Origin of the sequence: Arthrobacter sp. NicSoilB8, assembly GCF_019977355.1 — a bacterium.
Lineage (GTDB): Bacteria > Actinomycetota > Actinomycetes > Actinomycetales > Micrococcaceae > Arthrobacter.
The window spans coordinates 2,705,853-2,727,708 of the sequence record NZ_AP024655.1; the positions used below are offsets into that span (position 1 = coordinate 2,705,853).

General features: G+C 68.3%; 19 protein-coding genes. 1 reads left to right on the forward strand and 18 read right to left on the reverse strand.

All coding sequences use genetic code 11. The annotated features are described in order from the left end of the window. Positions 1-115 precede the first annotated feature (115 nt). Genes pyrF through pyrR form a run of 7 tightly spaced genes read right to left on the reverse strand, consistent with a single transcriptional unit; the run spans position 116 to position 9,170 of the window. On the reverse strand, positions 116-982 hold the full coding sequence (gene pyrF, locus LDO15_RS12175) for an orotidine-5'-phosphate decarboxylase (RefSeq protein WP_223979116.1): 867 nt from the start codon (positions 980-982) through the stop codon (positions 116-118). Continuing rightward, positions 975-4,274, reverse strand: a complete 3,300-nt coding sequence (gene carB / locus LDO15_RS12180) for a carbamoyl-phosphate synthase large subunit (RefSeq protein WP_223979117.1) — start codon at positions 4,272-4,274, stop codon at positions 975-977. The genes pyrF and carB overlap by 8 nt, the downstream gene beginning before the upstream one ends. Then, complete coding sequence (gene carA, locus LDO15_RS12185; RefSeq protein ID WP_223987316.1) at positions 4,274-5,545, reverse strand: glutamine-hydrolyzing carbamoyl-phosphate synthase small subunit; 1,272 nt, start codon at positions 5,543-5,545, stop codon at positions 4,274-4,276. The genes carB and carA overlap by 1 nt, the downstream gene beginning before the upstream one ends. Before the next feature lie 34 nt (positions 5,546-5,579). Beyond that, a complete protein-coding gene (locus LDO15_RS12190) occupies positions 5,580-6,098 on the reverse strand; it encodes a hypothetical protein (RefSeq protein ID WP_223979118.1) in 519 nt (172 codons plus the stop codon). Continuing rightward, positions 6,098-7,471 (reverse strand): dihydroorotase, encoded by a 1,374-nt coding sequence (locus LDO15_RS12195; RefSeq protein ID WP_223979119.1) that lies wholly within the window; start codon positions 7,469-7,471, stop codon positions 6,098-6,100. The genes LDO15_RS12190 and LDO15_RS12195 overlap by 1 nt, the downstream gene beginning before the upstream one ends. Next, a complete protein-coding gene (locus LDO15_RS12200; RefSeq protein ID WP_223979121.1) occupies positions 7,471-8,550 on the reverse strand; it encodes an aspartate carbamoyltransferase catalytic subunit in 1,080 nt (359 codons plus the stop codon). Before LDO15_RS12200 ends, LDO15_RS12195 begins: the two co-directional genes overlap by 1 nt. Further along, positions 8,547-9,170, reverse strand: coding sequence for a bifunctional pyr operon transcriptional regulator/uracil phosphoribosyltransferase PyrR (gene pyrR / locus LDO15_RS12205; RefSeq protein ID WP_223979123.1), 624 nt, complete (start codon positions 9,168-9,170; stop codon positions 8,547-8,549). The genes LDO15_RS12200 and pyrR overlap by 4 nt, the downstream gene beginning before the upstream one ends. Positions 9,171-9,305: 135 nt before the next feature. Here pyrR and LDO15_RS12210 point away from each other — a divergent pair, with 135 nt between their 5' ends. After that, the gene (locus LDO15_RS12210; protein WP_223979124.1) at positions 9,306-10,574 is read left to right on the forward strand and encodes a PrsW family intramembrane metalloprotease; all 1,269 of its coding nucleotides are present in this window, start codon (positions 9,306-9,308) and stop codon (positions 10,572-10,574) included. 69 nt (positions 10,575-10,643) lie between these two features. Here the strand turns inward: LDO15_RS12210 and nusB are convergent, their stop codons facing one another. The 11 genes from nusB to LDO15_RS12265 form a co-directional block, all read right to left on the reverse strand. Continuing rightward, positions 10,644-11,054 carry a transcription antitermination factor NusB gene (gene nusB, locus LDO15_RS12215; protein WP_091251831.1) on the reverse strand — a complete coding sequence of 137 codons (411 nt, stop codon included), beginning with the start codon at positions 11,052-11,054 and terminating at the stop codon, positions 10,644-10,646. After that, positions 11,054-11,617 (reverse strand): elongation factor P, encoded by a 564-nt coding sequence (efp, locus tag LDO15_RS12220; protein WP_018773146.1) that lies wholly within the window; start codon positions 11,615-11,617, stop codon positions 11,054-11,056. Before efp ends, nusB begins: the two co-directional genes overlap by 1 nt. Positions 11,618-11,772: 155 nt before the next feature. Further along, positions 11,773-12,291, reverse strand: coding sequence for a tetratricopeptide repeat protein (locus tag LDO15_RS12225; RefSeq protein ID WP_223979125.1), 519 nt, complete (start codon positions 12,289-12,291; stop codon positions 11,773-11,775). Beyond that, complete coding sequence (gene aroB, locus LDO15_RS12230) at positions 12,291-13,382, reverse strand: 3-dehydroquinate synthase (protein WP_223979126.1); 1,092 nt, start codon at positions 13,380-13,382, stop codon at positions 12,291-12,293. The genes LDO15_RS12225 and aroB overlap by 1 nt, the downstream gene beginning before the upstream one ends. Then, the gene (locus LDO15_RS12235) at positions 13,382-13,918 is read right to left on the reverse strand and encodes a shikimate kinase (RefSeq protein WP_263428135.1); all 537 of its coding nucleotides are present in this window, start codon (positions 13,916-13,918) and stop codon (positions 13,382-13,384) included. Before LDO15_RS12235 ends, aroB begins: the two co-directional genes overlap by 1 nt. Before the next feature lie 107 nt (positions 13,919-14,025). Beyond that, on the reverse strand, positions 14,026-15,225 hold the full coding sequence (gene aroC / locus LDO15_RS12240) for a chorismate synthase (protein WP_223979128.1): 1,200 nt from the start codon (positions 15,223-15,225) through the stop codon (positions 14,026-14,028). A gap of 26 nt (positions 15,226-15,251) precedes the next feature. Continuing rightward, on the reverse strand, positions 15,252-16,193 hold the full coding sequence (locus tag LDO15_RS12245) for a shikimate dehydrogenase (protein ID WP_223979129.1): 942 nt from the start codon (positions 16,191-16,193) through the stop codon (positions 15,252-15,254). Then, positions 16,190-18,109, reverse strand: a complete 1,920-nt coding sequence (gene mltG / locus LDO15_RS12250) for an endolytic transglycosylase MltG (protein ID WP_223979130.1) — start codon at positions 18,107-18,109, stop codon at positions 16,190-16,192. The genes LDO15_RS12245 and mltG overlap by 4 nt, the downstream gene beginning before the upstream one ends. Further along, positions 18,106-18,690, reverse strand: a complete 585-nt coding sequence (gene ruvX, locus LDO15_RS12255; protein WP_223979132.1) for a Holliday junction resolvase RuvX — start codon at positions 18,688-18,690, stop codon at positions 18,106-18,108. The genes mltG and ruvX overlap by 4 nt, the downstream gene beginning before the upstream one ends. 12 nt (positions 18,691-18,702) lie before the next feature. After that, positions 18,703-21,381 (reverse strand): alanine--tRNA ligase, encoded by a 2,679-nt coding sequence (gene alaS / locus LDO15_RS12260; protein ID WP_223979133.1) that lies wholly within the window; start codon positions 21,379-21,381, stop codon positions 18,703-18,705. 190 nt (positions 21,382-21,571) lie between these two features. Next, on the reverse strand, positions 21,572-21,838 hold the full coding sequence (locus tag LDO15_RS12265; protein WP_223979134.1) for a DUF6167 family protein: 267 nt from the start codon (positions 21,836-21,838) through the stop codon (positions 21,572-21,574). Between the last annotated feature and the right edge of the window lie 18 nt (positions 21,839-21,856).

Sequence of the window (21,856 nt, forward strand, 5' to 3'; positions counted from 1 at the left end):
GGCGGCCCCGGAAAGGGAAAAGCTCAGTCCCGGGCCGGGAGTCCGCGCCCCCGAACGGTCATCCTCACGTCCCGGAACCGGTTGCGCCGGTCCCGGGACGGTCTGGCCGCTGGCATCAGGCCGCGAGGAGCTCATCGAGGGTGCGTAGTGCGGCATCGCGGAGGGCCGTCGGCCCCGGTCCGGCGCCGAGGATGTCGCGGCTGGAGGTCGCCAGGACCTGGGGATACGCCGCACCGAACGTGCGCCGCAGGTCCGCGGCGGTGGCCCCCTGGGCACCCAGGCCGGGGGCCAGGATGGGACCGCGGACCGCCGCCAGATCAAGATCCAGGGCGGTGAGGGCCGACCCCACCGTGGCTCCCACCACGAGTCCGACGGAACCGAGGGATCCGCCATAGCGGCGGTTCTCCGCGGCGGCCGCCTCTGTAATCCGCCGTGCGACCGAATCGGCCCCGCCGACGTGCTGGACGGAGGCGCCTTCCGGGTTCGAGGTCAGCGCGAGGACGAACACGCCGCGCCCGGACTCGGCCGCCAGGTCCAGGGCCGGCCGGAGCGACTCAAAGCCCAGATAAGGGCTCAACGTGACCGAATCCGCGGCCAGCGCGGAGCCGTCCCGCAGCCAGGCGTCGGCGTAGGCGGCCATCGTGGAACCGATGTCGCCGCGCTTGGCATCCGCGATGGTCAGCACCGAGGCCTCCGCAGCCGCGGCCAGCGTGCGTTCGAGCACCGCGATTCCGGCCGAGCCGTGCCGCTCGTACAGGGCCACCTGCGGCTTCACCGCGGCAGCGAGGGAGGCCACGGCCTCCACGACGGTCAGCGAGAAGCGTTCCAGCCCGGCGGCGTCGTCCGTCAGGCCCCAGCGCTGCAGGAGGGCCGGGTGCGGATCGATGCCGACGCACAGCGGGCCGCGGGCCGCCATGGCCCGGCCCAGCCGGGAGCCGAAGGACTCCCGGCCGGGCGCTTCAGCGGTGCGTGCCTCAGGCATCCTGCAGGGCCTTGAGGTACGCGGCGTGCTCCTGGAGGCTCGTGACGGACCATTCGTAGGTCCGCAGCGCCTCGATGGCCTGGACGGCGGCGTTGAACTCCGCCACCGTCGTGATGCAGGGGATGCCGATCGACGTTGCCGCCGCGCGCAGTTCGTAGCCGTCGCTGCGGGCCTCGCCGCCGGAGGGCGTGTTGAAGACCATGTCGATCTCGCCGGCGACGATGAGGTCCGCGATGGTGCCCTCGCCCTCGGCGCTGGAGCCCTCGGCGACCTTGCGCACCGGGGTGGCCTGGATGCCGTTGCGGCGCAGGACATCCGCGGTCCCGCCGGTGGAGACAATCTCGAAGCCGAGGTCCGAGAGCCGCTTGACGCCCATGATCACCGAGCGCTTGTCCCGGTTAGCCACGGAAACGAAGATCTTGCCTTCCGTGGGCAGGGCGTTGTTCGCCGCGGCCTGGCTCTTGGCGAAGGCGGTGTCGAAGTGCTTGTCGATGCCCATGACCTCGCCGGTGGAACGCATTTCCGGCCCGAGCAGGGAGTCCACCACCTTGCCCTCGGGGGTGCGGAAGCGGCTGAAGGGCAGCACGGCTTCCTTGACCGAGACCGGTGCCTCCAGCGGCAGCGTGGAGCCGTCGCCGGTCTCCGGCAGCATCTTGTAGGCGGTGCGGAGCTGGTTGATGGTGACGCCGGTGCCGATCAGGGCCGCGGCCTTCGCCATTTGGACGCCGGTGGCCTTGGAGACGAACGGCACGGTGCGTGAGGCGCGCGGGTTGGCTTCCAGGACGTACAGGACGTCCGAGGCGAGGGCGAACTGGATGTTGATCAGGCCGCGGACCCCCACGCCCTCGGCGATGGCGAGGGTGGCGGTGCGGACCCGTTCCAGGACGTTGTTCCCGAGCGTGATGGGCGGCAGCACACAGGCGGAGTCACCGGAGTGGATGCCGGCTTCCTCGATGTGTTCCATGATGCCGCCGAGGTACATCTCCGTGCCGTCGTACAGGGCGTCGACGTCGATTTCGACGGCGTCCTCCAGGAAGCGGTCGATCAGGACCGGGTGCTCCGGGGTGATCTCGGTGGCGTTCGCGATGTAGCGGGAGAGGTTGGGCTCGTCGTAGACGATTTCCATGCCGCGGCCGCCCAGGACATAGGACGGGCGCACCAGGACCGGGTAGCCGATCTCGTCCGCAATCTTCTTGGCGTCCTCGAAGGACACGGCAGTGCCGTTCTTCGGGGAGATGAGCCCGGCCTTGTCGAGCACCTGGGAGAAGGCGCCGCGGTGCTCGGCGAGGTCGATCGCCTCCGGGGAGGTGCCGAGGATCGGCACGCCGGCGTCGGCGAGCTGCTGGGCGAGCTTGAGCGGGGTCTGGCCGCCGAGCTGGACGAAGACGCCCATGACGCCGCCGGTGCGTTCCTCGGCCGCGATGACCTCGAGGACGTCCTCGAGCGTGAGCGGCTCGAAGTACAGACGGGTGGAGACGTCGTAGTCGGTGGAGACGGTCTCGGGGTTGCAGTTGACCATGACGGTCTCGTAGCCGGCCTTGCGCAGCGCCATGGAGGCGTGGACGCAGGAGTAGTCGAACTCGATGCCCTGGCCGATCCGGTTCGGCCCGGACCCGAGAATGATCACGGACGGCTTCGCGTGCAGCGCCACCTCGTCCTCCTCGTCGTAGGACGAGTAGTGGTAGGGGGTGTACGCGGCGAACTCGGCGGCGCAGGTGTCCACAGTCTTGTAGACGGGGCGGATGCCGAGCGCCTGCCGGACGCCGCGGACGACGTCCTCGGAGTTGTGCGTCAGGGCGCCGATCTGCTCGTCGGAGAAGCCGTGGCGCTTGGCGCGCTGGAGCATCTCGTGGGTCAGGGCGCTGGACTTGCGGATCTCCTGGGAGATCTCGTTGAGCAGCTGGAGCTGGTCCAGGTACCAGGGATCGATCTTGGTGGCCTCGAAGAGCTGCTCCACGGTGGCGCCGCCGAGCAGGGCGCGCTGGACCTGGTGCAGGCGTTCGGTGGTGGGCCGCTTGGCCTTCTCGATCAGCTCCGCGACTTCCCATTCCGGGACGTGGCTGAAGTCCAGCTGGGAGCCCTTCTGCTCGAGGGAGCGCAGGGCCTTCTGCAGCGCCTCGGTGAAGTTCCGGCCCATGGCCATCGCCTCGCCCACCGACTTCATGGTGGTGGTCAGGGTCGGATCGGCGGCGGGGAATTTCTCGAAGGCGAAGCGCGGGACCTTCACGACGACGTAGTCCAGGGTCGGCTCGAAGGACGCCGGGGTCTTCTGGGTGATGTCGTTGGGGATCTCGTCCAGGGTGTAGCCGAGCGAGAGCTTGGTGGCGATCTTGGCGATCGCGAAGCCGGTGGCCTTGGAGGCCAGCGCGGAGGACCGGGAGACGCGCGGGTTCATTTCGATCACGACGACGCGGCCGGTGTCGGGTTCGACCGCGAACTGGATGTTGCACCCGCCGGTGTCGACGCCGACTTCGCGGATGACGGCGATGGAGATGTCGCGCAGCCGCTGGTATTCGCGGTCCGTGAGGGTCAGGGCGGGGGCCACGGTGATGGAGTCGCCGGTGTGGACGCCGACCGGGTCGAAGTTCTCGATGGAGCAGACCACCACGACGTTGTCGTTCTTGTCGCGCATCATCTCGAGCTCGTACTCCTTCCAGCCGAGGATGCTCTCTTCGAGCAGCACCTCGGACGTGGGGCTGTACTGCAGGCCCTGGCCGACGATCCGGCGGAGGTCGTCCTCGTCGTAGGCCAGTCCGGAGCCGAGGCCGCCCATGGTGAAGGAGGGCCGGACCACCATCGGGTAGCCGAGGTCCTCGGCCGCGGCGATGGCCTCGTCCATGGTGTGGATGATGTGGCTGCGGGCCGACTCGGCGCCGCAGCGCTCCACGACGCCCTTGAACTTTTCGCGGTCCTCGCCGAGCTCAATCGCGGCGATGTTGGCGCCGATCAGCTCGACGTTGTACTTCTCCAGGACGCCGTTCTTGTCCAGCGCGATCGCCGTGTTGAGGGCTGTCTGGCCGCCAAGGGTCGGCAGGAGCGCGTCGGGGCGCTCCTTGGCGATGATCTTCTCCACCACTTCGGGGGTGATCGGCTCCACGTACGTGGCGTCGGCGAACTCGGGGTCCGTCATGATGGTGGCCGGGTTGGAGTTGACGAGGATGACCCGCAGGCCTTCCTCCTTGAGGACGCGCAGCGCCTGGGTGCCGGAGTAGTCGAATTCGGCCGCCTGGCCGATCACGATCGGGCCGGACCCGATGACCATGACGCTCTTGAGGTCAGTTCTCTTGGGCATTACTTCTTGTCCTCAGTCTTGGAATCGGTGGCAGTCTTTGTATCGGAGGCCGTGTCGGCGCCAGCCGACGGGGACACGGCGGTCTTGGACTCCGCCATGAGATCGATGAAGCGGTCGAAGAGGTACGCGGCGTCGTGCGGGCCGGCGGCCGCTTCGGGGTGGTACTGCACGGAGAACGCCGGAATGTCGAGACAGGCGAGTCCTTCGACGACGTCGTCGTTGAGGCTCACGTGGCTGACCTCGACGCGGCCGTAGCGTTCTTCGGGCGCCCGGGTGGCCCCGTTGAGCGGGGCGTCGACGGCGAAGCCGTGGTTCTGCGAGGTGATTTCGACCTTTCCGGTGCGGCGGTCCATCACGGGCTGGTTGAGGCCGCGGTGGCCGTAGCGCAGCTTGTAGGTGCCGAAGCCGAGGGCGCGGCCGAGGATCTGGTTGCCGAAGCAGATGCCGAAGTACGGGATTTTCTCATCAAGCACCGAGCGCAGCAGCTTGACCTGGTTGTCAGCGGTGGCGGGGTCGCCAGGGCCGTTGGACATGAAGAAGCCGTCGGGGTTGACGGCCTGCACATCGGCGAGGGTTGCGGTGGCGGGCAGCACGTGCACCCGGACGCCGCGCTCGGCGAAGCGGACGGGGGTCATGCGCTTGATGCCGAGGTCGATCGCGGCGATGCTGAACCGCGGCTCGCCGTCCCAGCCGAAGTCCTTGGGCTCCACGGTGTACGCGGCGTCGACGCTGACTTCCTCGGCGAGGCGGGAGCCTTCCATCGGCGCGCTGGCCAGGACGGCGTCGGTCAGTTCCTTGTCCGTGGCGCGGGCGGCGTCGCCGGAGAAGATGCCGGCGCGCATGGTCTTGTGTTCGCGCAGGTGCCGGGTGATGGCGCGGGTGTCCACGCCCTGGATCCCGACAATGCCCTGTTCGACGAGTTCGTCGTCAAGGGATCGCTCGGAGCGCCAGTTGGAAGGCCGGCGGGCGGCGTCACGGACGATGTAGCCTGCCACCCAGATGCGGCGGGACTCGGCGTCGTCGGTGTTGACGCCGGTGTTGCCGATGTGCGGCGCGGTCTGGACCACGAGCTGGCGGGCGTAGGAGGGGTCGGTGATGGTCTCCTGGTAGCCGGTCATGCCGGTCGCGAAGACTGCCTCGCCGAGGGCGGTTCCGGTGGCGCCGTAGCTGGTACCGCGGAAAATCCGGCCGTCTTCGAGCACGAGGACGGCGGGGGCGGATGCTGCTGCAGCGGGTGCAGGGCCGCTTGCTTTTACTGCGTCTTCCGACACTGCTGTTTCTGACACTGCTGTTTCTGACACGTCGTTACTTTCCACTATCGGCTTCTGCCTGAGGGGCTGCGGAGATCAAATCTTGGAGGGTGGTGAGGAGCAGGGCTTTGTCCTCGGCACGCCGGGTCCGGAAACCGGTGTCCAGCTCGTGGGAGCCGAGCATCCAGCTCAGCACGAGCAGGCCGTCCTTCTCCACGAACTTTCCGGCCATGCCGCTTTCCTGGCGCACCCCGGTCAGCTGAGCGGCCGGGATGAACACCGGGCCGGCTCCCGCACGTTCGAACAGCGCCCCTTCCGGATGCACGCTGAGTTCGGCGTTGGTGCGGATGCCCAGATGGTGGACCGCGATCCGGTCCAGCCAGTCGCCGGCGGTGGTGGACGCGACGTACTGGCCGTCGGCCGCGGCCAGCGGTGCGCCGAGTTCGGCGGGGACGTCGGGCAGGGGCTCGACGTCGGACTGGCGGCGCAGGCGGTTGCGCCAGCCGATCCAGATCAGCGTCAGCGCGACGCCAACCAGGACCAGCGTGAAGATCAGGGACAGGTCCTTGACCATCAGGGGCGGCCCGACGGTGCGGCGTCGACAGCGTCGGCCGGCCACCGGTACGGGGTGTTGAGTTTGCCGTCAAGGACGGTCGGATGACCCTTGAAGAAGGTGGCCACCACCTTGCCCGGGAGTTCCCGGCCGGCAAACGGAGAGTTACGGCCCATGGTTGCCATCTTAGAAGGGTCCACGGTCCAGCGCGCAGCCGGGTCCACGAGTGTGACGTTGGCGGGTTCGCCGGTCTCGAGCGGGCGGCCCTGGTCCTCGAGCCGGCCGATCGCGGCGGGAGCCGTGGAGGTGACGCGGGCAAAGTCGTCCCAGCCCATCAGGCCGGTTTCGATCATGGTGTGCTGGACCACGGACAACGCTGTTTCGAGGCCGGTCATGCCCATGGCCGCCTGCGCCCATTCGCATTCCTTGTGCTCGCTCGGGTGCGGGGCGTGGTCGGTGCCGACGACGTCGATCGTGCCGTCGGCCAGCGCGGCGCGCAGGGCCTGGACGTCGGTGTCGGTGCGCAGCGGCGGGTTGACCTTGTAGACGGGGTCATAGCTGCGGGCGAGCTCGTCGGTGAGCCAGAGGTGGTGCGGGGTGACCTCGGCCGTGACGTTGACGCCGCGGGACTTGGCCCAGCGGATGATTTCCACGGAACCGGCCGTGGACACGTGGCAGACGTGCAGGCGGGAGCCGACGTGCTGGGCCAGCAGCACGTCACGGGCGATGATGCTCTCTTCGGCGACGGCCGGCCAGCCGGCGAGGCCGAGGACGGCGGAGACCTCGCCCTCGTTCATCTGGGCGCCGGCGGTGAGGCGGGGCTCCTGCGCGTGCTGGGCAACGACGCCGTCGAACGCCTTGACGTATTCGAGCGCGCGGCGCATCAGGACCGGGTCGTGGACGCAGATGCCGTCGTCGGAGAAGACCCGGACCCGGGCGCGGGAGTCGGCCATGGCGCCGAGTTCGGCGAGCTGCTCCCCCGCCAGGCCCACAGTGACGGCGCCCACCGGGCGGACGTCCACCCAGCCGGCGGTCCGGCCCAGGGTGAGGACCTGTTCGACGACGCCGGCGGTGTCCGCCACCGGGGTGCTGTTGGCCATCGCGTGCACGGCGGTGTAGCCGCCCAGGGCGGCGGCGCGGGTGCCGGTTTCCACGGTTTCGGCGTCTTCGCGGCCGGGTTCGCGCAGGTGGGTGTGGATGTCCACCATGCCGGGCAGGGCAATGAGGCCCCTGGCGTCAATGACTGTTGCGTCGCCGTCGGCTGACAGGTCCTGGCCGCGGGCGGCGATGATGCCGTCCCGGATCAGGAGGTCCTCGGCTGCTCCGCCCAGGATCGCGGCGCCGCGGATGAGGTAGGCGCCGCTGTTGGTTGCATGCTGTTGCTGTTCGGCCATCAGTGGCTCTCCTGGGGTGAATAGGTGGCGTTCGGACTGGCGGCACTGGAACTGGCTGCAAGGGATGTGGCTGCGGGGGCGGCCGCAAGGGATGTGGCTGCGGGGGCGGCCGGTTCGCGGGTCTCGCCGGAAAGCAGCAGGTACAGTGCCGCCATGCGGATGGAGACGCCGTTGCGGACCTGTGCCAGCACGGTGGAGCGGGGCGAGTCCGCCGCGGCGGCGGAAATTTCCAGGCCGCGGTTCATGGGACCCGGGTGCATGATGATGGTGTCTTTGAGCCCAAGGGTATCGAGGGCGCGGAGCCGGTTGTCATCGAAGCCCCAGCGCCGCGAGTATTCGCGGGTGGTGGGAAAGAACGATGCGTTCATCCGTTCGCCCTGGACCCGGAGCATCATCATCGCGTCCACGCCGCGGGCCAGGGTTTCGTCGAGGTCGAAGCTGACCGCGCAGGGCCACTTCTCGACCCCGATGGGCAGCAGGGTGGGCGGCGCGACGAGCGTGACCTCGGCGCCCAGGGTGCGCAGGAGCCAGACGTTGGAGCGGGCCACACGCGAGTGCAGGACGTCGCCGGCGATCGCGACGCGCATGCCTTTGAGGTCCGCCCCGGCCGACGGCGTGCCGGCAAGTTTGGACCAGTGCCGGCGCATGGTGAAGGCGTCCAGGAGGGCCTGAGTGGGGTGTTCGTGGGTGCCGTCGCCGGCGTTGATGACGGCGGCGTCGATCCAGTCCGTCGCGGCGAGCCGGTGCGGTGCGCCGGAGGCCCAGTGCCGGATCACGACGGCGTCGGCCCCCATGGCGGCGAGCGTCTGGGCCGTGTCCTTGAGCGACTCGCCCTTGGAGACGGAAGAGCCCTTTGCGGCGAAGTTGATGACGTCGGCGGAGAGCCGCTTCGCGGCGGCCTCGAAGGATATGCGGGTGCGGGTGGAGTCCTCGAAGAAGAGGTTGACCACGGTGCGGCCGCGCAGGGCCGGCAGCTTCTTGACCTCGCGCTCCCCCACGGCCGCCATTTCCTCGGCGGTGTCGAGGATGCGGACGGCGTTGGCCAGGCTCAAGTCTTCGGTGGAAAGCAGATGCCTCATGCGGTGGCCTCGATGACCACTTCGTTGACGGGGACACCGTCGGGGGCGCCGTCTACTCCCCCGCCGACTGAGTCGGTTTCCTCCAGCCGGACGCGGACCTTCTCGGCCGACGAGGTGGGGAGGTTCTTGCCCACGTGGTCGGCGCGGATCGGCAGTTCCCGGTGGCCGCGGTCAATCAGGACGGCGAGGCGCACGATCCTCGGCCGGCCGAGGTCAATCAGGGCGTCCAGAGCGGCGCGGATGGTGCGGCCGGAATAGAGGACGTCGTCGATCAGCACAACAACTTTGTTGTCGATGCCGGTGCGCGGCAGCTGAGTGGGGTACGGCGGCCGGGTGGGCTGGTGCGAGAGGTCGTCGCGGAACATCGTGACGTCGAGCTGGCCGACGATCGCGGCGGCGTCCACGGTGGGGTCGGCGGCGGCGATCTTGGCGGCGAGGCGGACGGCGAGGGGATAGCCCCGGCGCGGGATGCCCAGCAGGACGAGGTCCTGCGAGCCTTTGTTGGCCTCGAGAATTTCATGGGCGATACGAGTAAGCGCGCGGTCAATGTCAGCCTGGTTGAGGACAACCCTGGTGAGCACAACCTTCGCCGGACCCGGTGCTGATGGCACAGAAGTCAAAGCTCGTCTCCCCTTTCCCCGCCTCACGGGACGGAATTAAAAAAGGATTATTTGCTCTTTCAAATTACCACAGCGCAGCTGACGCCCGACGCCGCCGGCATGCGTTTAACCTCACACGGACATAGGCTCGGTTCCATGACGACGAACGAGCCGCGGCCGGGGCAGGACCAGCACGGCCGTCCCTCTTCCGGCCAGGGGCAGCTGCCCCAGCAGGCCAACCCGACGTGGCTGGGGCACGTCGAACCCGTGTACTACCAGCAGGCCCCGGCCAACAACAGCGGCCGGTTTCAGCCGGCCCTGCCTCCCGCCGCTCCGACGGTCACCGGCGGCCGCGGTTCCGCCGGTGGTTCCGGGCTGGTGCCGGCCGGCTTCTTCCTCGCCTTCATGAGTCTCTTCCTGGTCCTGCCCTTCCTGCTGGAAAGGACCGGGATCGCCGGCTTTGTGGTCGGCTTCATCGCCTCGCTGATTCCGCTGGGGACCGTGCTGCTGACGGTGCTTTTTATCGACCGGTGGGAGCCTGAGCCCCGGCCGCTGCTGCTGTTCGCCTTTGTCTGGGGAGCCGCGGTGTCGATTGCGGTGACGATGCTGCTCCAGCCCTATTTTTCGCTGGTGGCGGGGCCTGTTTCGGGGCTCGACTATGCGACGTTCGCCGTGACGGTTCAGGCGCCGGTGGTGGAGGAATTCGCGAAGTCCCTGGGGCTGCTGTCGCTGCTGCTCTTCGCGCCGCGGCACTTCGACGGACCGGTCGACGGCGTGGTGTTCGCCTTCACGATCGCGGCAGGCTTCGCGTTCACCGAGAACATCCTTTACTTCGGCCGCGCCATCGCCGAATCCAGCGACCCCGGCACGGACCTCGCGGTGGTGTTCTTCCTCCGCGGGGTCATGTCACCGTTTGCCCACGCCATTTTCACGGGGACCACGGGCCTGATCATGGGCTTCGCCGCGCGCCGCGGCAACGACGGCCTGGTCGTGCTGGCGTTCGTCGTCGGCGTCGTCCCCTCGATGGTGCTGCACAGCGGCTGGAACAGCATGGGCCAGGACTTCCTGGGACAGTACCTGCTGGTGCAGGTGCCGATCTTCCTGCTGGCGGTCCTGGTCATCGCGTGGCTGCGCGTGGCGGAGCGCAGGTTCACCCGCCAGCGGCTCCGGGAATACGCCGCCGCGGGCTGGTTCACCGTGGCCGAAGTGGACATGCTGGCCACGACCGGCGGCCGCCGTAATGCGCTGCGCTGGGCCAAATCGGTCGGGCGGGGCGCGCAGATGAAGGCCCTGCTCCGTGCCGCCACCCGGCTAGCCTTCACCCGGCAACGGATCCTCAGCGGCCGGGACGTGCCAACATACCAACTCGAGGAGCAGCACCGGCTCGCCGAGATCGCCGCCCTCCGGGCCGCCGTCGTCGGCTGACGAAAGAACCCCGCCCGGGATGTCCCGGACGGGGTTCTTTGTGGTGCCGGGGACGTATTCCCGTGCGGCTTAGGCCAGCAGCGAAGGCTTCAGCTGCTGGAGCCGGCCCAGCAGGCCGTTGATGAACGACGGCGACTCGTCTGTGGAGAGCGTCTTGGCCAGGGCCACGGCCTCGCTGACAGCCACGCCGTCCGGGACGTCGTCGTTGTAGAGCAGTTCCCAGGTGCCGATCCGCAGGATGATGCGGTCCACGGAGGGCATGCGCTCCAGGGTCCAGCCCTGCGAATAGGTCTCCAGGAATTCGTCGATGGCGGCCTGGTGCGACACCACGCCTTCAACGATTTCCAGGGTGTACGGGTTGACGATCTGGTCTGTCTGCTCGCGGCGGGACTTCAGTACGTCGAAGGCCGAGGCCGAGCGCTGCTCGGCTTCAAAGAGGACATCGAGGGCCCGGTTCCGGGCTTTACCGCGGGCACTCACTAGTCGTTGACCCGGCCGAGGTAGCTGCCGTCGCGGGTGTCGACCTTGACCTTGGTGTTGTTCTCGACGAACAGCGGCACCTGGATCTCGTAGCCGGTTTCGAGCGTGGCGGGCTTGGTGCCGGCCGAGGAGCGGTCGCCCTGCAGGCCCGGCTCCGTGTAGGTGATCTCCAGGACGACGCTCGGGGGCAGTTCGATGTAGAGCGGGTTGCCCTCGTGGATGGCGATGTTGACCATCTGGTTTTCGAGCATGAAGTTGGTGGCGTCGCCGACGGTGGCGGCCGAAACGGTGAGCTGGTCGAAGTCCGAGGTGTCCATGAAGACGAAGTCGGCGCCGTCCTGGTACAGGTACTGGTAGTCGCGGCGGTCCACGGTGGCGGTTTCGATCTTCAGTCCGGCGTTGAAGGTCTTGTCGACGACCTTGCCGGACATCACGTTGCGCATCTTGGTGCGCACGAACGCTCCACCCTTGCCGGGCTTGACGTGCTGGAACTCGATGATGTTCCAAAGCTGGCCCTCAAGCTTAAGGACGGTTCCGTTCTTGATGTCGTTAGTGGTTGCCACTGTATCCTCTTAGTTTCTATCGGGTTCCATCCGGCCGGTGCTATCGGCCAGACGACGTATGCCGGGCCGGCATGCCGATCGGCCCGCCAGCGCGTGTTTGTCAAAAATCCAAGTTCTATTCTACCGGTTCCCGCGGACAGCTGCCGGACGGCGGCTCAGGACTGCTGTTCCAGCACTTCCCGGGCGCGCTGCAGCGCCACGGTCGAGGCGTAAATCAGGGCAGCATCGGCGGAGCCGGCCACGCGCAGATCGAGGGCCTTCGCGAAGGACTCGACGGCGGCGCCCACGTTGCCCCCGGCGAAGTAGGACCGGCCCAGGTGCTGGCGGACGGCCGCCTCCTCCAGGGTGCCCTGGGTCTCGGCAAGGAGCTGGCGGAACACCTCGACGGCGCGGTCGAACCGGTTGGAGACCCGGAGCACGTCCGCCTCGAAGATCCGCAGCCGGAGCGAGTCGGGGTCCTTGTACCGGGCCTCGGCCAGGAGTTCGGCGGCCTCGGCGGCATGCCCTTCAACGAGCCGGATGAAGATCAGGTCCCCGGGGTCGGTGGAGGCAGCCAGCGCTTCGGCCATGACCTCGTCGTTGACGATCTGGGGCATGAGGCTCTGCGGGTTGATCCGGATCCCGGGAAACCCCGCGTCCGGCCATTCGCTCGTGCCGCCCTTGACCATGATCATCAGGAGGCAATCTCCTGGTAGGCGGCAAAGAGCAGGGACGTGTCGGGGACGTCGAGAATGCCGGGCCGGCCGACACCGTCGAGCACCACGAAGCGCAGCAGGTCACCGCGGGACTTCTTGTCCCGGCGCATGCCCTCGAGGAGGGCCTGCCAGCGGTCCCGGCGGTAGGTGATCGGGAGCCCGAGGCTTTCAAGGATGCTGCGGTGCCTGTCGGCGTCGGCGTCGCTGAGCCGGCCGACGCTGCGGGCGAGCTCGGCGGCGAACATCATGCCCACGGAGACGGCCGCACCGTGCCGCCAGGAGTAGCGCTCGACGAGTTCGATCGCGTGGCCCAGGGTGTGGCCGTAGTTCAGGATCTCGCGCTGGCCGGTTTCCTTCAGGTCCTCGGAGACCACCCGGGCCTTGACGCTGATGGCACGCTCGATCAGTTCCCGCAGCACCTCCGAGCGGGGATCGGAGACCGCGGACGGGTCCTTTTCGATCAGGTCCAGGATGGCCGGGTCGGCGATGAAGCCGCACTTGATGACCTCGGCCATGCCGGAAATGATCTCGTTCTTCGGCAGCGTCTCCAGCGTGTCAAGGTCCGCCAGGACCCCGGCGGGCGGGTGGAACGCGCCCACCAGGTTCTTGCCCTCGGCGGTGTTGATGCCGGTCTTGCCGCCCACCGAGGCGTCCACCATGCCCAGCAGGCTCGTGGGCATGTGGATGACCTTGACGCCGCGCAGCCAGGTCGCGGCAACAAAGCCGGCGAGGTCTGTCACGGCGCCGCCGCCGACCGCGACGATCGCGTCGGAGCGGGTGAAGTCGTTCTGCCCCAGCACCTGCCAGCAGAAGGACGCCACCTCGATGTGTTTGCCTTCTTCGGCGTCGGGGATCTCGGCGGTCAGGGCGGTGAAGCCGGCGGCGGCCAGTTCTTCCCGGACGGTGTCGCCGGTGAGCCGGAGCGCGCGGGGGTGGATGACCAGGACGCGCTTGACGCGTTCGCCCAGGAGGCCCGGCAGGCTTGCCAGGAGGCCGCGGCCAACTACGACGTCGTAGTTCTCACTGGGCGTGTGTCCGGTGACTTTGATGACGGTTGATTCGGTACTCACTATTCAACTTCCTTTGTTGCCGCCGGAGCGGGCACGCCAGCGGTCTTCGCCGCGGCATACTCCTCCAGCGCATCTTCCAGCCGGTGAGCCAGTTCGGAAACGGTGCCGCGCCGGACATCGAGGATGAGGTCCGCAAGCCGTTCGTAGACCGGCTGCCGGGTGGCGAACAAGGTCCGCCACCGGCCCATGGCATCGCCGGCCAGGAGCGGCCGGCCCGAATTCCGGGCGATGCGTTCCGCCACGGTCTCGGCGTCGCATTCGAGGTACACCACGGTACAGCGGCCCAGGAGCTGCTGGGTACCGGAGTCGAGAACGGCCCCGCCGCCGAGGGAAATGACGGCGTTGCTCCGTCGCGCGTCTTCAATGGCTTGCGCGACGGCGCGGGCCTCCAGCTCACGGAAGGCGTGCTCGCCCCGGCTGGCGAAAATCTCCGCGATCGTCCCGTGCTGTGCCACCACGACGGCGTCCGTGTCCACGAACTCCCACCCGAGGTGCTGCGCGAGCTGCTGTCCGACCGCCGATTTGCCCACGGCCATGGGGCCGATCAGGACGATCGGGCGGGGATGCCCTGCCGGGGGCTTTCCCGGGAGTCTTGCCGGGGGTTTTGCCGTGGCAGAGAGCCGTTCGTTGTTCCCGACCGGCACTAGTGGCCGATCGAGTCCAGGGACGCCGGGATGTTGTCCAGGTAACCCTTGATGTTGCGGGCGGTCTCCTGCACGGAGTCCCCGCCGAATTTTTCGGTGACCGCTTCGGCGAGCACCAGGGCCACCATGGCCTCGGCCACTACGCCGGCGGCCGGGACGGCACAGACGTCGGAGCGCTGGTGGTGGGCCTTGGCGGCTTCCCCGGTGCTGACGTCGACGGTTTTGAGGGCGCGGGGCACGGTGGCGATCGGCTTCATGGCGGCACGGACGCGCAGCACGTCGCCGATGCTCATGCCGCCCTCAATCCCGCCGGCCCGGTTGGAGGTCCGGATGATCTTGCCGTTCGCGTCCTTGACGATTTCGTCGTGGGCGGCCGAGCCGCGGCGGGCGGCCGTGAGGAAGCCGTCGCCGACCTCAACGCCCTTGATGGCCTGGATGCCCATGAGGGCCGCGGCCAGGCGCGAGTCGAGGCGCCGGTCCCAGTGGACGTAGCTGCCAAGTCCCGGCGGCAGGCCGTAGGCAAGCACTTCGACGACCCCGCCGAGGGTTTCGCCCTCCTTGTGCGCGACGTCGACCTCGGCCACCATGGCGTCCGAGGTTTCGCGGTCGAAGCAGCGCAGCGGATCGGCGTCGAGGGCCAGGACGTTGTCCGGGAGCGGGAGCGGCCGGCCTTCCGGCACGGCTACGCTGGCGATGGACACGGTGTGGGAGACGAGCTCGATTCCGAGCTGCTTGAGGAACGCTGCGGCGACCGTGCCGAGCGCAACCCTCGTGGCCGTCTCGCGGGCGCTGGCACGCTCCAAGACCGGGCGGGCCTCGTCGAAGCCGTATTTCTGCATGCCGGTAAAATCGGCGTGGCCGGGCCGGGGCCGGGTGAGCGGGGCATTCCGGGCCTGGTCGGCCAGGATCTCCGGAGCCACGGGATCGGAGGACATGATCTGTTCCCACTTGGGCCACTCGGTGTTGCCGACCTGGATGGCGACGGGGCCGCCCTGGGTCAGGCCGTGGCGGACGCCGCCGAGGATCGTGACCACATCCTGCTCGAATTTCATCCGGGCGCCACGGCCGTAGCCGAGCCGCCGGCGGGCCAGGGCCTCGCTGATGTGGTCGCTGGTGAGCTCCACACCGGCGGGCACGCCTTCAATTATTCCGACCAGTGCCGGGCCATGGGATTCTCCGGCAGTCAACCAACGCAACATAGTTTCCATCCTGCCATGTCGGGACCTTAGAACACCCGTCGGGGCGCCCCGACTGCGTCACACATCACATCTATGACTCCGGCCGGCATGGCCTCGCCCAGCCCGGTGAAGTGCCGTACCTGCTCCACCGCCTGGTAAATGAGCATTTCAAGCCCGGGGACCACGGTTCCCCCCGCGTCCTGCCAGGCTGCCGCGATCCGGCTCGGCCACGGATCGTAGGCAACGTCCAACAGCACCCCGGGAGTGAGCACGCCCGGACTGGGCAGCCTCTGGCCATCGGGCGGAGGCAGCGCTCCTGCCGGCTTCGCCGCCAGCTCTTCGGCCAGTTCCCCGGCCAGCGCGTCGGCCGCACGGGGCGGCAGCGTCGAAATGACGACGTCGGCCGCGGCGACGGCGGCTGCCGCCCCGGCGAGGGGAAGCACCTGGACGGGCAGACCCACGGCGGCGGAGGCCGCGCGGGCTTCCGTGGCGCGGCTGACATCGCGGACGAACACCTTTGCCGACGCGGCGCCGAGTTCCTTGAGGGCGGCGATGGCGGCTGCCGACGTCCCGCCCCCGCCGAGGACCGCTGCCGTCGGGGCCGTTGCGGCTCCCGCATGCCGGAGCGCGTTGACGATGCCGGGGACGTCCGTGTTGTAGGCGACCAACCGGGTGTGGCCACCACCGTTGCCGTTGGATTCGAACGCGACGGTGTTGACGACCCCCAGTGCGCGGGCCACGCCCCGGACCTCGTCCACTTCGGCCACCATGGCGGATTTGAGCGGCATAGTGACCGACAGCCCCCGCCAGGAACCGTCCGCGCGCACCTCGTCCCTGACCTGCCGCATGAAGGCCGGCAGCCCGGCTTCGGTTACGTCAATGGCGGAGTAGGCGATGTCCACGCCCAGGTGGGCGTAAGCGGCCCGGTGCAGTGCCGGCGACTTTGAGTGGCTGATGGGATGCCCGAGCACGGCCGCCCGCAGCGTCATACGCAACGTCCCGGGTTGGCCTCGCACCACGCGTTGTACTGCGCCACGTATCCGTTGTGTTCAGCCAGGGTCTTGGAGAACTTGGTCTCCTTGGTGTCCAGGTTGATGGTGACCCAGTAGAGGTACTGGTTGGTCTTGGGCTTGGCGGCGGCGTCTATGGCCGTCTTGCCGGGCGAACCGATCGGTCCGGCGGGCAGGCCCTGGTTGGCGTAGGTGTTGTAAGGGTTCGACTTGTCCGCCTTCTGGGCCTCGTCGATGTGGAAGCTCCGGATGCCCAGCCCGTACGTGACCGTGGCATCGGACTGGATGAGCCCGTTGGTCTCGGTGTTATTGGGCTTGAGGCGGTTGTAGATGGCACCGGCCACGTCGCCGTATTCGGCCTGCCCGCCCTCGGCCTGGACGATGCTGGCGACCGTCACGACGTCGTACTGCTTGGCGGGATCGGTGACTCCCTGGGCCTTCAGCTCGTCCAGGGTGGTGCCGACGAGCTTTTGCAGAATGTCCTTCGCGGAGGATCCCAGCGGGAAGCGGTACTCCCCCGGGGCCAGGTAGCCTTCCAGGTTCTTGGCCTTCGCCGGGACGCCGAACTGCGCCGGCGCATCGCTGAGCGCCTTCAACTCAGGAACGGAGATTCCCGTGCCCTCGGAAATCGCCTGCAGCGATTCGTTGATCCGCAACCCGGCACTGAGCGCAAAGTACATGACCTTGCCCTTGTCCTTGTTGAGCAGGACGTCCACGGCGTCGGAGTTCTTCATTTCCTGGCGCATCGAGAAGGTGCCGGGGTTCAGGGCACCGCCGGATGCGGTGAACGCTTTGAGGAACGTGTCGGCGTTCGCCACGACCTTCTTCGACTCCAGCTCGGTGGCGACGGATCGTGGTCCGGCACCGGGTTCAACAGTGATGGTGACCTCGCCGGTCCCCGGGCCCGGATAGTCGGCCGTGGTGTCCCCGCCCAGGAGGGGCTTGAGGAACTGTGCGCCCACCGCGACGGCCACGACGAACACGGTCAGCGTCAGGACCAGGGCCAGGAAGCGGCGCCGGCGTCGGATCTTCTTGCCGGGGGCCTTGTCATACCGGATGGATCCGGCCATCAGCTCGTGGCCTGGTTCTTGGTGGTATTCGGCGTCCGGGTGCTCCTGCGCGTCGTGGTCGACGGAGTCGTCGTAGACATGGTGGGCCTCGTCATGTTGTCCCACACCTTGTTCTAGATCTTGTCCCGGTTCGTGTCCCGATTCGTGTCCCACGTCGTGGCGCGGCAGCGCGTAGCCGTGGTGGGGGCCGGTGCCACGGGCAGCCGCGTCCTGGCGGGCTTCGTAGCCATGCTGGCCTGCCGTCGCATAGACGGCGTCTTCGTGGACGGGCTCTGTGTGGATGGGCTCAGCGTGGACGGGCTCTGCGCGGGTCGCGTCGTCGGGGACGGGGATGTCGCGGACGGGGATGAGCTGGGTGAAGTCGTCGCGGTCCGGAACATGGTCAGCGGCAACCTCGCGCCCGGTTTCGTGCCCGGTGTCCCCGCGCACTGTGTCCCCGTCCAGCGTCTCAGCGGGCACAGTGTCCTCATGCAGCGTCTCAGCGTGCACCGTTTGCTCGTGCGCCGTTTCCTCATGAACCGTCGGGGCAGACTCGGGGAGGTCCGGGGCGGCCTGCGGCGGTTCGGCGGGCAGGGTCTCGGCGGGAAGGGTTTCGGCGGCCGGGGTCTCGGCGGCCGGGTCAGCGGGTGCGGGCCGGGTCCCGGCAGACGGTGCGGGGTCCGGCGTCGGGTCGTCCTGTCCCGTCTCAAAGGCCTGCGGCGGGATCACGCTGTGTCCCTGCGTCGCCAGGAGCTTCTCCCGGGCCCTGATCTCTTTGCGCGTCAGCGGTCGGCCGGCACCGCTAAGGGCGTCACCGGAGGAGTCATCACTGTTGACCGGGCTCACTGTAGCCTTCCATGTTCTGAAGAGTGCGTCTGTACTGCCGGGCCGGTCTGTGCGCCGTCTCCGGTCGGCCCCGGCGCAGACTCCGCGTACACGCGGTTTCCGACCTCCGTTCCCCTGGCCTTTTGCATATCAATCGCATGTTGCAGAATACCTGCCGCCGCAACCTGATCAACCACTGTACGGTGATTTCTGCTGCTCATGCCAGCTTCGCGGAGGTTGCGGTGGGCGGTCACGGTGCTGAGCCGCTCGTCAACCAGGCGCACCGGCACATCGGTTCCGGCGTCCTGCAGGGCCTGGGCCAAGAGCACCGCGTACTCCGTCGCCATCCGGGCCGAGGCGTGTTCCTCGCCTTTCATGGTGCGCGGCAGGCCCACGAAAATCTCCACGGCGTCCAGCTCCGCGGCCAGGGCGGCCAGGATGAGCACGTCAGTGTTCTTTTTCACGTTGCGCTGCAGCGTGCGCAGCGGAGTCGCCAGGATTCCGTCGCGGTCGCAGACGGCGACGCCCACACGGACGGTGCCGACGTCCACCCCGAGCTTCACGCCCCGGGGATAGACGCCGGCCACAGCACCTTCAGTCATTTAGGGAACCGCTTATCGCCGGGTGATGGCGTCCACGACGGCGCTGAGGGCAGCCCCGACCTTGGCGGCATCCGTGCCGCCGCCCTGGGCGACGTCGTCCTTGCCGCCACCGCCGCCGCCGAGGACACCGGCGGCCAGGCGCACCAGGACACCGGCCTTCACGCCGGCGGCGCGGGCCGCTTCGTTGGTGGCGATCAGGATCACGGGGCGGTCGTTGCTGACGCCTGCGACGGCAACAGCGGCGGCCTCGGAACCGAGGCGGGTCCGTAGGTCCAGGGCCAGGCCGCGCAGGTCATCCGCGCCGCTGACCTGGCCGGCGTCGTGCGCAATGACCTTCACGCCGGCGGCATCCTTTGCGGTGCCCACCAGCTGGGCGGCGGCAGCCGTGAGCTGCTCCCTGCGGAGCCGCTCAAGTTCCTTTTCGGCGGTCTTGAGCTTGGTCAGGGTGCTGGCGATCCGGTCCGCGAGGAGCCCGGAGGGGACCTTCAGCATTTCCGTGAGCTCTGTGACCAGGGCGCGCTCGGCGGCGAGGTGCCGGAAGGCGTCCATGCCCACGAAGGCTTCAACGCGGCGGTTTCCCGAGCCGACGGACTGTTCGCCGAGCAGGGACAGGCTGCCGATCAGCGAGGTGTTCTCGACGTGGGTCCCGCCGCAGAGCTCGCGTGACCAGGCGCCGTCGATCTCCACGACCCGGACCTCGTTGCCGTAGTTCTCGCCGAACAGTGCCATGGCGCCGAGGGCCTTGGCCTCGGCGAGTCCCATGATCTTGGTCTCCACCCGGAAGTTATTGCGGATGGCGATGTTGGAGACTTCCTCGATCTCGGACCGGGTGGCGGCACTCAGGCCCTCGCCCCAGGCGAAGTCGAAGCGCAGGTAGCCGGCCTTGTTGAAGGAGCCGCGCTGCAGGGCCTCCGGGCCGAGGATCTGGTGCAGGGCCGCGTGCACGATGTGCGTGCCCGTGTGGGCCTGTTCGGCGGCGTGGCGGCGTTCGCGGTCGACAGCGGCCTGGACGAGGGCGTCCGCGCCGATTTCGCCTTCGCGGACAATCGCCTTGTGCACGCTCAGGCCCTTGACGGGACGCTGGACGTCCAGGACCTCGACGACGAAGCCGTCACCGGTGATGAGCCCGGTGTCGGCGGCCTGGCCGCCGGCCTCGGCGTAGAACGGCGTCTCGGCCAGGACAAGTTCGATTTCCTCGCCTGTGGAGGCCTGGGCGACCTTCCGGCCGCCGGCGAGGATGCCGCGGACCTTGGACTCGCCCTGGAGTTCGGTGTAGCCGGTGAAGACGGTTTCGCCCTGGGCGAGGAGTTCCTGGAACGCGCTGAGGTCGGCATGGGCGCCCTTCTTGCCCTTGGCGTCGGCCTGGGCGCGCTGGCGCTGCTCGAGCATGAGTTTGCGGAACTCGGGCTCGTCGACCTTGAGCCCGGCTTCCTCGGCCATCTCGAGGGTGAGATCGATCGGGAAGCCGTAGGTGTCGTGCAGGGCAAAGGCATCGGCGCCGGAGAGCGGCCGGCCGGCGGACTTGGATTCCTTGACGGCGTCCTCGAGCCGGGCGGTGCCGGAGGCGATGGTGCGCAGGAAGGCCTTCTCTTCGGCGTAGGCGATCCGGCTGATGCGCTCGAAGTCGGTTTCCACGATCGGGTAGACGCCCTTCATGGCGTCCCGGGAGGCCGGGAGGAGCTCCGGCAGGCATGCCTTTTCGACGCCCAGCAGGCGCATGGAGCGCACGGCGCGGCGGATCAGGCGGCGCAGGACGTAGCCGCGGCCCTCGTTGGACGGGGTGACGCCGTCGGCGATCAGCATGAGGGCGGAGCGGATGTGGTCGGCCACGACGCGCATGCGGACATCATCGGTGTGGTGCGGGTCCTCGGGCGTCTCGGCCGAGGTGTATTCCCTGCCGGAGAGTTCGGCGGCCTTGTCGATCACGGGCCGGACCTGGTCGGTCTCGTACATGTTCTCGACGCCCTGCAGGATCATCGCGAGGCGTTCCATGCCGAGGCCGGTGTCGATGTTCTTCTTGGGAAGCTCGCCGGTGATGTCGAAGTCCACCTTGGAACGGACGTTGTCGATCTGGTACTGCATGAACACCAGGTTCCAGATCTCGATGTACCGGGTCTCGTCGGCGAGCGGGCCGCCCTCGATGCCGTAGGCGGGGCCGCGGTCATAGTAGATCTCCGAGCAGGGACCGGCGGGGCCGGGCTGGCCGGTGGACCAGTAGTTGTCTGCCTTGCCCATCCGCTGGATGCGTTCGGCGGGGACTCCGGTGTTCTTCAGCCACAGCTCTTTGGCCTCGTCGTCCTCTTCGTAGACGGTGACCCAGAGCCGCTCGGGCGGCAGTCCGTACCCGCCGTCGTCAACGCTGGTGGTGAGGAGCTCCCAGGCGAACTTGATGGCGTCTTCCTTGAAGTAGTCGCCAAAGGAGAAGTTGCCGCACATCTGGAAGAAGGTGCCGTGGCGGGCGGTTTTGCCGACTTCCTCGATGTCACCGGTCCGGATGCACTTCTGCACACTGGTGGCCCGCTGGTAGGGCGCTTCTTCACGGGCCGTCAGGTACGGGATGAACGGGACCATGCCGGCGACCGTGAACAGCAGGGACGGGTCGCTGGAGACCAGGGAGGCGGAGGGCACGGCGGTGTGTCCCTTGCTGACAAAAAAGTCGATCCAGCGCTTGGTGATCTCCTGCGACTTCATGAGCTGTTTTCTTACCCTTCAATATGCACTGCGTTTAATAGGCACTGCGTTGTGTGGCCCGCCTCTGTGCTGCGCGGGACAAGCTGAGGTCCGGCACCGGAGCGGGTCCTGTCATTCCAGGTGGCCCTAGGGCCCCGCAGCCGTGCCGGCGCGCCCGTGACGGGCACCGTACTTACTAATTCTCTCCCGGCTAGCGCCGGACTGCATCCCGGCGCCCCACCAGGCCGCCGGTACCTGCCTCAATGGTTGTGTCAATGCCGAGGGCGGAGCGGAGCTCGGCCTCCCGCTCGCCCATGCCTTCGCGGACCGCGTCGGCGAAGTCGTAGACACCGTCCGCGAGCCGTCCCACGGCCCGGTTCAGGCCCTCAGGGCCCAGGGCGGACTGGGCTTCGGTGATCTTGCGGAAGGCGATGACGCCGATCGCGACGCCGATTCCCATCCAGATGATTCTGTTCATTATCAGGTTCTCCCGGAG